This is a genomic window from Mesorhizobium qingshengii (genome assembly GCF_900103325.1).
Classification (GTDB): Bacteria; Pseudomonadota; Alphaproteobacteria; order Rhizobiales; family Rhizobiaceae; genus Mesorhizobium; species Mesorhizobium qingshengii.
Genome location: NZ_FMXM01000052.1, coordinates 1 through 10,077 on the forward strand (window position 1 = coordinate 1; position 10,077 = coordinate 10,077).

The 10,077-nt window shown below is 59.5% G+C and carries 7 protein-coding genes and 2 pseudogenes; 4 read left to right on the top strand and 5 right to left on the bottom strand.

All coding sequences use genetic code 11. The annotated features are described in order from the left end of the window. Positions 1 to 221: 221 nt before the first annotated feature. Positions 222 to 2,210 carry a hypothetical protein gene (locus BLS48_RS33525; RefSeq protein ID WP_244530006.1) on the bottom strand — a complete coding sequence of 663 codons (1,989 nt, stop codon included), beginning with the start codon at positions 2,208 to 2,210 and terminating at the stop codon, positions 222 to 224. A gap of 1,142 nt (positions 2,211 to 3,352) precedes the next feature. Here BLS48_RS33525 and BLS48_RS35415 point away from each other — a divergent pair. Further along, positions 3,353 to 3,501: pseudogene (locus tag BLS48_RS35415) on the top strand (IS110 family transposase); the annotation flags it as partial. 68 nt (positions 3,502 to 3,569) lie between these two features. Here BLS48_RS35415 and BLS48_RS36900 read toward each other — a convergent pair. Beyond that, a pseudogene (locus tag BLS48_RS36900) lies at positions 3,570 to 4,012 on the bottom strand (helix-turn-helix domain-containing protein); the annotation flags it as partial. Between BLS48_RS36900 and BLS48_RS33535 the strand changes: the two are divergent. Beyond that, entirely contained in the window at positions 4,005 to 4,256 is a 252-nt protein-coding gene (locus BLS48_RS33535) for a hypothetical protein (RefSeq protein WP_091586579.1), read from the top strand. The pseudogene BLS48_RS36900 and the gene BLS48_RS33535 sit on opposite strands and share 8 nt — an antisense overlap. A gap of 248 nt (positions 4,257 to 4,504) precedes the next feature. On the opposite strand, the gene BLS48_RS33540 is transcribed toward BLS48_RS33535, so the two are convergent. From BLS48_RS33540 to BLS48_RS33550, 3 genes are all read right to left on the bottom strand, one after another. Continuing rightward, positions 4,505 to 5,293: an ABC transporter permease gene (locus tag BLS48_RS33540; protein WP_038654945.1), complete on the bottom strand. Its 789-nt coding sequence runs from the start codon at positions 5,291 to 5,293 to the stop codon at positions 4,505 to 4,507. Next, positions 5,290 to 6,150, bottom strand: a complete 861-nt coding sequence (locus BLS48_RS33545; RefSeq protein WP_038654948.1) for an ABC transporter permease — start codon at positions 6,148 to 6,150, stop codon at positions 5,290 to 5,292. Before BLS48_RS33545 ends, BLS48_RS33540 begins: the two co-directional genes overlap by 4 nt. 76 nt (positions 6,151 to 6,226) lie before the next feature. Continuing rightward, the gene (locus tag BLS48_RS33550; RefSeq protein WP_038654951.1) at positions 6,227 to 7,318 is read right to left on the bottom strand and encodes an ABC transporter substrate-binding protein; all 1,092 of its coding nucleotides are present in this window, start codon (positions 7,316 to 7,318) and stop codon (positions 6,227 to 6,229) included. Between the two features lie 366 nt (positions 7,319 to 7,684). On the opposite strand from BLS48_RS33550, the gene BLS48_RS33555 reads away from it, so the two are divergent. Both BLS48_RS33555 and BLS48_RS33560 read left to right on the top strand, forming a co-directional pair. Then, positions 7,685 to 8,476, top strand: a complete 792-nt coding sequence (locus BLS48_RS33555) for a DeoR/GlpR family DNA-binding transcription regulator (RefSeq protein WP_038654954.1) — start codon at positions 7,685 to 7,687, stop codon at positions 8,474 to 8,476. Next, positions 8,466 to 9,953 carry an alkaline phosphatase family protein gene (locus BLS48_RS33560; RefSeq protein ID WP_038654957.1) on the top strand — a complete coding sequence of 496 codons (1,488 nt, stop codon included), beginning with the start codon at positions 8,466 to 8,468 and terminating at the stop codon, positions 9,951 to 9,953. Before BLS48_RS33555 ends, BLS48_RS33560 begins: the two co-directional genes overlap by 11 nt. The last annotated feature ends 124 nt before the right edge of the window (positions 9,954 to 10,077 follow it).

The following is a 10,077-nucleotide window of genomic DNA, read 5'->3' on the forward strand; positions in this document are numbered from 1 at the left end:
TTGCTGCGCCAGCTCGGCCAGCGTCTTTTCTCCCTTGATCGCCGCAAGCGCAACTTTCGCCTTGAAAGCCGGGCTGTGGTTCCGGCGTGGTCGTCTGGTCATTCGTCATTCTCCTGTTCCGGCACTCATGCCGATCTCAGGCAGAAATTCCACTTATCACCCTGTCCAATTTTGCCGAGCCACCTCTTACCAAGCGGGTTGCAGTCCACAAAATGCCTCGGTTAGGCCGGCCCATTTCGCATATAGGCCCGGTCGCTCAACAAGGACTTACAGAAGGCGGGGGCGAGCTTGCCGCGGTGGATTGCGTTGTCGTAACCTTTCTTAGCCCGGGAGCTCTGCCACTGCCGATTATGGCCGCGCTGTTCATTGGACTTGACGTGGCAAGCGGCGAACTCGGCGCTGTCCAGCGTTGCCAACTGCTGCGCATATATCTTGGATGTCGTGTGGATGTGCACCCACATTGGACTCGGTGGGGTACCGTTGCTCAGCGCCTTTGGCTGCAGCCTAATCTCGAACAGATTGCTCGGCTCTGGGTTCAACGCGCACGGGGGATCCACAGGCGTCAACTCCTCGGCGTCGAGCAACTTTTCAAGGTAGTTCTGCGAGGGAAATGAATACCTCTTCATGCAGTCTGTAACCATAGCGGCCTTTTTTTCGTCCCACCTATTTGCCAGTCCCCGCACTTGGGACAACATTTCCTTGAGCTGAACCGTTAGTCGGTGCAAGTCGTCCAGCTTTCCCTTCTTGGAGAGAAGAAACGCCTCCAACGTTGAGAGGCAGGCCTCTATCTCGGCAGTCTGCGTTTGCAGCCGCTGGACCGCGAGGCCGATGGCGTGTTCGGCGTCCTCGGGTTTCAGGGAAAGCGCTCGGGAGACCACACTTTGCTGAGCAGGCAGATCGAACTTCAAAAGTTCGGTCGACCGTGCGACTAGTGACTTCGTGTCCTGCCCCGCTGTTACATTTTGCAAAATCGCCAGGCTTGCTGCCGCGGACGACGCACTGTTCCGCGCCTCCTCTGCACTCACGAGCTTCTTCGTACCTAAATCCGTGCGTACGAGCACCTGGGCTGCCGGTGCAGGGTCGCTGACGGCCGCAGCGACTTGCGGCTCCGGCCGTCCGGCCGCCGAACTCCCAGCACCAGCGGCCTGCTTGCTCTTGCCTTTTCCTTTTTTTCTGGGCGCTGTAGTGCTTTCGGCCACCATAGTCGTGCCAGCAGCTCCAGGTGTCGCAGCGTCAGCGTTGGCCGGCAGTTCAGGGGCTGGTGACTTCGGCTGCAGTGCGAGCAGGTACGTAACCTCCTCTGAAGCGATCCAGGCGTCGTCCACGATCCGGGTCAACAGTTTCAATGGGAGGCCAGCACTTGCTTGGTGCATTAGCCTATCAACATCGGAGTGCAAGGCCGACGCAAAATCCGCAAGCCGCTCCAGAACCCCCTCCAGAACGGCGCAGTGTTCCGAGTCGAACGGGCGTCCTTTCCCCTGCCATACAGCTTTGGCCGTCGAGAGGAATGCCGGAAAAATCTCGCCGATGAAGTTACCCAGCAGACCCGTTTGCCCGTTCTCACCGATGAGGCGTGCCCTGATGGGTTCATCGAGCATGGTCACCTGCTGAGCCAGGAACTTGGCGAGATTGATCCGCGATTGCAGCTGCATTATTCTTGAATTGACAACGTGGCCCGATTCCAGCCGCAGCGCGCCCTCTTCTTCCCGCTGCATTTCGGCTGTAGAGCTTGGTAAGTCCGCTGTCGCGATGCAGACAGACCGCTTAATTTCGTGGCGCTGTCCAATCTTGTCCCAAAGCTCCGCGCAGGCCACGTGATATTTCGCCCTGCTGGGAGCCGATCGGCTCAGTTGGTCGACAGTGGCATTGGAGTTGACCAAGTTGCTGACAATTGCCTGCACCCGCTTCCGTTTTTCTTCCTCCTCGGTCTCGAAGATATGTTGGGCCAGATCGTTAGCACTATTCGCCCTTTTAATCACGTTGGCGCGGTATTGACGCACATCAGCGTCGGATAGAGTTCGGCGCGCCACATACTTGGGCAGGCTCGCATAACATTGCAGTAGTTCTTCGCCCGCATTAACGATCTGATCGAGCTCGTATAGGGACTGCGAGGGGGTTCCGCTATGCAGGCTCTTCCCTTCGAGAACTTCGATCTCGTCAATCAGTGAGCGGATTCGTCGCTTTGTCTCGTTGATGTCTTCGCCTGACAAGGAACTGGATACTGTCACCCCCGAAGTTGACGGCTGGGTGGCTACCGGCGCCAGGGCTTCACAATCCGAGGCTGACGAAACACTGCGCCTCCGCGAACCGGCTGCACGTGGCGCAGCCGCCGGGATCCGATGTGGGGCAGTGGAAGCGCCGGAATATCTGCCACCAAGGTCATCATGGGTACCGCGCGCAATGGCAGCCGAGGATGACATCCGCTCTAGGACGGAACCGAACGACTGGCTGCCTTCCCCGGAGGCAAGACTCGATTGCGAGCGCGAACTGCTCAATCCGGCTCCAGTATCCGCGATGCGTGATTTTCCGGATCTGCCAATGCCCGTCATGTTTCATCTCCGATTTAGGTGAGAATGCGCAGCGTATGGTTTGTGCCTGCTGTCGTAGTACATCAGGGCTCTGGCGGGTGAGTGCAATCGCCGAGACGACAGGTGGCATGACATGAGAGAACCAGCAGCATTTTTTCGTCAGTCGTCATGCCAGGTCGGGTCGTCCCTGCTGCGACGGTCCAGACTGAACCCAATGCAAAACACACGAAGACCTGTCGATCTCCACTATAGGAGGCCGCGAGACTAGCGAGTACGAGCGTGCCGGCGCTGGAGACGAACTCTCATTGAGATCAGGCGGCGCCATGTGCGCAAGTGCTTGCCAAACCCGTCGCTGCCCTTGACCGTAGCGGGTTGTTGGCTTGGTTGGAGCTTTCGGATGAGCACTTTCCGACCGTACATGGCATTCGTCCCTTTTTTTGGCGGAAGTCTTTCAATATGATTTGAGTTTGGGTCGCTCTCGAAGAGAGCTATTCGAACGAGCTGACGGGGAGCTGACGACGATGCACACACTGCGGTCGCTCTTCTCTCGGGGCCGTGGGAATCCCCCGTATTCGGCACTCGCGCAGCGCCTCACGGGTGGGAATTAACTTTGGATGCGATCGGAATACCGCCCTGTCGACTGTTGCGCACGATGGATGGCGGGCGCAACCATCGACCTACTGGCCGGCCTCGGGTTTCCAAATCGAGACAAGAACCGCGAGTCATCACCCATCGGCGGCCAAAGCGCGATCCGTGCTCGCCCAGGCTGCGGGCGCGCCTTCGGCGCATTTTGAGAAGGTGCTATCGCGAACGCACGACACCTTCCGATCATTGTGATCCAGGATGCCGGTCTCGAACGTTCTGGCTCCACCGCGTACTGCAGGCTGAAGGGATCGAAAGCAGCGTCGCCGATGCCGCCTCGATCGCGACCTCTCGGCGTCGCCGGCGGGCGAAGACCGACAGGATCGACGGGCCGGGCACCGTAAAGTTAACCGAAGGCTGATGAAGATGTGCGAAGATGGGAGATGTCAGAAGTTGCTTGCGCAAGGTTGTGTTGAGCGCAAGCTTGGTCGGTTTGGGCCGACGGGCCGATCGATCCGCGCCGCTGCGGGTGGCTGCGTTGCGCCGCAGTTCACGGGAGATTGTCGAGGCGGCCCGCCCCAGGTGGCGCCCAATCGCCTGCCTGGAATAGCCCTGCACCCTGAGAAGTGCGATCTCGCGCTCCACCAATGACAGGTAGCGTCCGGAGAGCGGCTTTGCCGAGGATCTGAACATCACTGGTGACATACCGCCAGCCTTCGGAACCATCTGGTTCCTACAGGCTGCGACACTCCGGCTTCGAGCGGCGCATCTTCACTACCCAGCCCCGCGGCAATCGCCCACCAGAATCTAATCTGTTCATCGCGCCCCGCCACCGGCGGCCGTGCTGGTGAAGGTAATGGCGCTCGTCCAGACCGTGCCGATCGCCGCTTTCCAATGCTCATCGCAACCTCCAACTTCAGAGTGTTGCGACGACCATTTGAATCCGCCCAATATGCCGCGCTCCTCTATCGCAATCTTCCCGCCGAGCACGATCTTATTGGATCGATGGGTCGGCCCGGCAATTCCTACGATAATGCCAAAGCGGAAAGCTTCATGAAGACGATGAAGGTCGAAGCCATCTATCCGATGGCCGCGCAAACCGAAGTTTCGTCTTTTTCGTCGCCCAATCATCGAGTTGGCGGATGAACACCGTCCGTTCGCGCAGGTGAGCACGTTCTGTGATCGATGAATCGATTGATGTGACAGCTGCGCTTTGGGGGATGTCACATTAACGAGAAATACTACTATCTACTCGTCAAGCGGAAAAGTTTCGGGCAAAAGAAATCAAAGGGTTAGGGCGTCAAGAATCGGCGCGGCGCGATGGAAAAAGCTCTTTACTGAGTTAATGTGACATCCCCAGGTTTTCTGTTCCGTTGCTACTCAGACCCCTTCTTCTATCGTTCGTGCTTTTGAGGTGCAAAGCGTGCCAGCAACTGGATCATGCCCATCGCGCCCCATGTGATGGCGAACGAGAGGATGGCCAGAGCGGCAGGTTCGTAGGCTTGTGCGACGCCGACTTTTTGGATGTAGGTGCCGAAGGCCGGGCGTGTCAGGAGGCTGGCCATGACGAATTCACTGATGACGACGGCAAACGTCAGGAATGCGCCCGACAACACCGAAAAAAGAATATTGGGTAGGATCACCAGCCGGATCACCGTGATCGGGCTCGCGCCCAGGATCGTCGCCGCATCTGTCAGCGTTCGCGCATCGATCGCCTGCAGGCCGGAATCGACCGCGCGATAGAAGTAGGGCAGCGACAGGGTCATGTAACCGCAAACGAGCAGCGCATTGGAGCCCATTTCGGTGCTCGTCAGCGGCAGGACCGACGACGACGAAAATAGCTTGAGATAGCCGAAGACCAGGACGATCGGCGGCACGACGAGCGGAAGCATGACGATGAACTCGACGATCGGTCTCAGCCAGGGAAACCGCAGGCGGACAAAGTAGGTCATCGGGACCACCAGAACGACACCGAAGACGATGGTGCACACAGCGATCACTGCCGAGTATCCAAACGTCGCGAAGAACTCGGGGTCGGAAAAGACGGAGCGGTAGGCGTCGAGCGAATAGCCGTCTCGCCGGATACTCAGCGAAAACTCGGCGGTACTGATCAGTGGCAACAGGAAATAGATTCCTGCCACAACAATCGCCGCCCACGGTAGGAGACGCAGGACGGTCTTCATTGCATCCACCTTTCCGCACGTGCGCGCAGGACCAGATAAGCCGTAATGGCGAGTGCCACGACCAGGACCATGCACAGCGCGAGGGCCGCCCCCAGTTGCTCGTTGTGCAGCACGTCGCCGCGGATTTGCGCATAGAGCAGGATCGGCACGATGTTCACCGCGTAGCCTGTCAGTGCATAGGCCGTCGCAATGGCGCCGAAGACGTTGGCGAACAGCAGCGCCAGCGTTCCAAGCACCGTTGGCCACAGCACCGGCAGTCCGACATACCGCCAATACTGCCAGGCTGATGCACCGAGCATCTCGGCTGCTTCCCGGCACTCCCGAGGGAGCCTGTCGATGGCAGGCATCATGATGGTGAGTGCGATGGGGACCTGGAAAAAGAGGTAGGTGAGCGTCAACCCGGAAAAGCTCGCCAGGTCAAAACCAGCTGCATAGAGGTTGATGCCAAATACCTGTTTCAGCACCACCGTAACCAGGCCCAGTCTGCCGAAGGTGGCGATGAAGGCGAAGGCCAGCGGAACGCCGGAAAAATTCGACGCAACCCCGCAAAACGTCATGATGATCGTTCTGGCCTTCCGGTTGCCGATGCCGCGGCCGACGATCAGGGCGAGGCCAAGGCCAAGGAACGAGCCGAGCAACGCTGTCGTCGCTGAAATCTGAGCCGAGGTCACGAAGGCGTTTGCGATCTCCGAGGTTGCGAGATCCGCGAAGTTCGTCAGCGTGATGCTTCCCTGCCGATCGACAAAAGCGTTGGCAAGCAGTGCAACGGTCGGCATGATGATCATGACGGCCGCAAAGACGAAGAAGGGCACCGTGCCGATCAGCGCCGGCCAGTCGGGACGGGGAACACGAAGCATCGCACGCGGCTCTGACGGTTTCCCGGAGCGGGCGTGTCCCGCGCCGGGTGTGCTATTGGTCGACGTCCGATCCAAATTACTTGCTTCCTGCACCAACGGTGGTGGTCCATTCCTTTGCGATCACGTCGCTTGCTTCCACAAGGTGACCAAGCTCTGGGAAGACCAGGTTGGACCCGGTTTGCGGAAGCTTCGCCAACATCTCATCGGTGATCTTGCCGGATTTGCGCATCGCCTCGAAGCGGATCGGATGGCATAGGCCTTTCAGGAAGCCGGTTTGGCCTTCGTCGGAATAGAGATACTCCATCCAGAGCTTGGCGGCATTTGGATGCGGGGCGTATTTGCTGATGGCTTGCGCATAGACGCCAGCGACCGTCACGCTTGCCGGCACGATTGTGTCGAGGGGAGGATTTCCCTTGAAGTTCTGGTTATAGGTGATGCCGTTGAAGTCCCATCGTGTCGTGATCGGGGTTTCGCCCTTGGCGATCGATGATGCAATGCCGAAACCGGCGACGAGATTGCCGGCATCCTTCAGCTTGCGATAAAACGCCAGGCCGGCTTTGGCAGCTTCCGCCCCGGGCTGTGCGCCTGTCGCCAGACCAGCGGCATAAATGCTGAGGATCGCGTTGTTGGCCGTACGGGGATCTGCCGGGATCGATACGCTCTTCCGATAGGCGGGATCGAGGAGATCGGACCAGTCGGCAGGAGATTTTGCGACGATATCCTTGTTGACGATGAACGCCAGCACTCCATAGTAGTCGCCATACCAGTAGCCGTCAGGATCTTTGACGACGGCCGGAATTTCATCCCAGGCCTGCACTTTGTACGGTTGCAGGAGGTCATCCTGTTTTGCGGTCGGACCAAAGACGAGGCCGATGTCGATGACGTCGGGAGCTTGAGGCCCCTTGTTGTCCATATTGGCCTTGATCGTCGCCAGCTCCTCGCCCGAGCCGGCATTCGGATTGAGCTCGTTCACCGCGAGGCCGTACTTGTCCTTGAAGCCCTGGATCAGCGCGCCGTAGCCGCACCAATCATGGGAAACGGCGATCACGGTAAGCTGACCTTCGGCCTTTGCCGCCACAACGAGTTCGACCATGTTCGCCGCTTGTGCGATGGGAGGCAACCCGATCAGGGACGCTACTCCACAATATGCCAATCTCTTCCAATCCATTGAAATTCCCTTTCTTGAAACGCAGTGCGCTGCTCCATCAGCAAGGCGTCGATCGCACTCGGTATAGGTATGGCTATTAACGGTAATGTGACATTACGTGGCTAAATTTGGCATTAATTGACGTTTCGCGGTTTTACATGTCGACACTCGGCCGCGACCTGTTGCTCTGCGATCCTGTTGGCTTTGCACGGGATAACCTTCTGCATCGGAAATCTGTTTGATTTCAGTCAATATTCTTGGGTTTCGAGCTGAAGCTCCGGTCCCAGATTGACATGAGGCTTGGGCTCGACTATCCCACAAAACATCACACCGTAAACGCCAAGCAATATCTCCGAGCCTATCGGGTAGTTTGGGAATGGGGGGCTCGTGGCGAGACTACCGGCAGCAAGTCGCATTCAAGCCATCGCAGAACAACTTGAGGCCGGGGACGGCATCAGTATCGCTGCGATGGCCGAGCGATACTCCGTCTCCATGGAGACTATTCGCCGCGATCTTGCGAGCCTTGAAAAGAATGGGCTTCTCACGCGCGTGCATGGCGGCGCAATACCAACGGCACGCGCGGCGCCGATCTCGATGCGGGTCAACAGCCTGAGCAGTGAGAAGGCCTCGATCGGCGAGCTGACGGCAAAGCTGGTCGGACGCGATGGTTGGATCTTCATTACGCACGGCAGTACCACGCTCTCTGTTGCCAAGGCCTTGGACGAGGGGAGCCCGATCTCGGTGATGACCAACATGCCCGCTATCGCCGAGGCACTGCACGGCGGGGTGAAGCACCGGGTCACCCTAACAGGCGGCGAATATGACTATGCCGACGGCGCGCTGAATGGCCAACAGGTGCTGGACGCAATTTCCGAATGTGTGTTCGACACGGTGGTCATCGCCGCCTATGGCATCGATCCGGTGCATGGTTTGGTCGAGTCGGGAAAATACCTGCAGCACATGAAGCGCTTGCTCTTCCAGCGCAGCCATCGCCGCATCGCCGTTGCGGACCACAGCAAGTTCGGAGCGCCCGGCTCCTATATCTCGGCACCACTTTCCGAGATAGGGACGATCGTCACCGATCAGCCGCCGCCGTCCGCTTTCGCCGAAGCGTTGGACGAGGCTGGCGTTCGGGTGATTTATCCCGCAACCGTCAAGGAATCAGACAATGACCAATGAGGTACGCCACGTCGTGGTCATGGGCATCGACGGCCTGCGGCCGGATCTGGTCGATGAGATAACGATGCCCAACCTCGTCGCACTGGCGAACGCCGGCACGTGGAGTACCCATCATACGACGGTGTTTCCGAGCGAGACCCGCGGCGCGCTGACCGCCCTGGCAACAGGTTCCCCCGCCCAGACGAACGGGATTGCCGGCAATCAGTTCTACGTGCGCGACGGGTTTCCCGAGCAGATATTCACTGAGACGGTGCATGATTGGTACGCGGCCGATGAACGGCTTGGAGGGCAGCTGGTCGAGGCGACCTCGCTTTCGGAGACGCTCCACCGGGTGGGCCAACCCTTCGCGGTTATCGCGTCGAGCGGGCCTGGCGTGCTGCCCGCCCTGAACTGGAAAGGTGCACAACGCGATCAACTCGGGTTCAACGTCCGCCATCCTCAGACGGCCCATCCGCACGAGTTTGCGGCGCGCGTCCACCGCTCGCTAAGGATCCCGGCAGGGGGCGTGTCCGCCGACGGCCCGAGGGCGGCGTTGAGGGTCTTCGAGCAGGAGGTGTGGCCTCACAGCAAGCCGGCAGTGAGCATCCTCTGGTGCACCGAAGTGGACAGCGCGGCGCATCTGTACGGACTGGGATCGGATCAGCTGCGCGAGAAGATCCGCGTTTGCGATGAAGTGGTCGGCGCGCTGATGGCCTGGCGCGAGGCGCAGCCCGAGCGCAACAGCATTGCGCTTCTGGTCGTCTCCGATCATGGCCACGTCACGATTGGCGGCCTGGTTTCCGTCGCGGATTCGCTCTGTGCAGGCGGGTTCAAGGCAGCAGCCTCCTTCGCAGACGCCGCGACCGACATACTGGTGCGACCAGGACGTGCAGCCGGTGTCTGGCTCAGGAGGCACGACCCAGTCTTGTTGCAGGAGGTTGCGAGCTTCATGACTGAGCAGGCCTGGTTCGGCGGCGCCTTCAGCTGCGCGGGAGTGCCTGGAAGCATCCACGGGCGCGTGGAAGGAAGCCTGGCCTTGGAGTTGCTCGGCGCCGGCGGCGCCCGTGCGCCTGATCTGTTCGTACAGCTTGGAAGCAGGGTAAACGATGACGTGGCCGGTGGCATCGGTTCGGTCTATTACGATGCCGGCGACAACGATCTGCGGCCGGGCGGCGGGACCCATGGCGGTCTGCATCGCGGCGAACTGTTCGCGGCCCTCGCCGGGTACGGAGCGGGCCTGGGGCAGGGACGCGTTTCGACTACGCCGAGTGCCATTACCGACATCGCGCCGACCATACTGTCGCTGCTTGGTGTTCCGCAGCCGCAAACGATGACCGGTCGCGTGTTGCGGGAATTGATGGCGGAGGCGCCGACCGAGATCGAGCGGGTGTCCGAAGACATCCGATCCAGCGGAACTGGAAAGGTTACCGTCCTCTCCGGGATGCGGGCGATGGGGCGCTTCTACATGAGTGAAAGCCGGATTGTTCCGGCGACCTGATCACCGATGGCTACTGCCCGGGCACCGTAAAGTTAACCGACGGCTGATGAAGATGTGCGAACATGGGCCATGTCAGAAGTTGCTCGTGATCCGCTTTATCGTCGCCACCGCTTTCCCGCCGAGA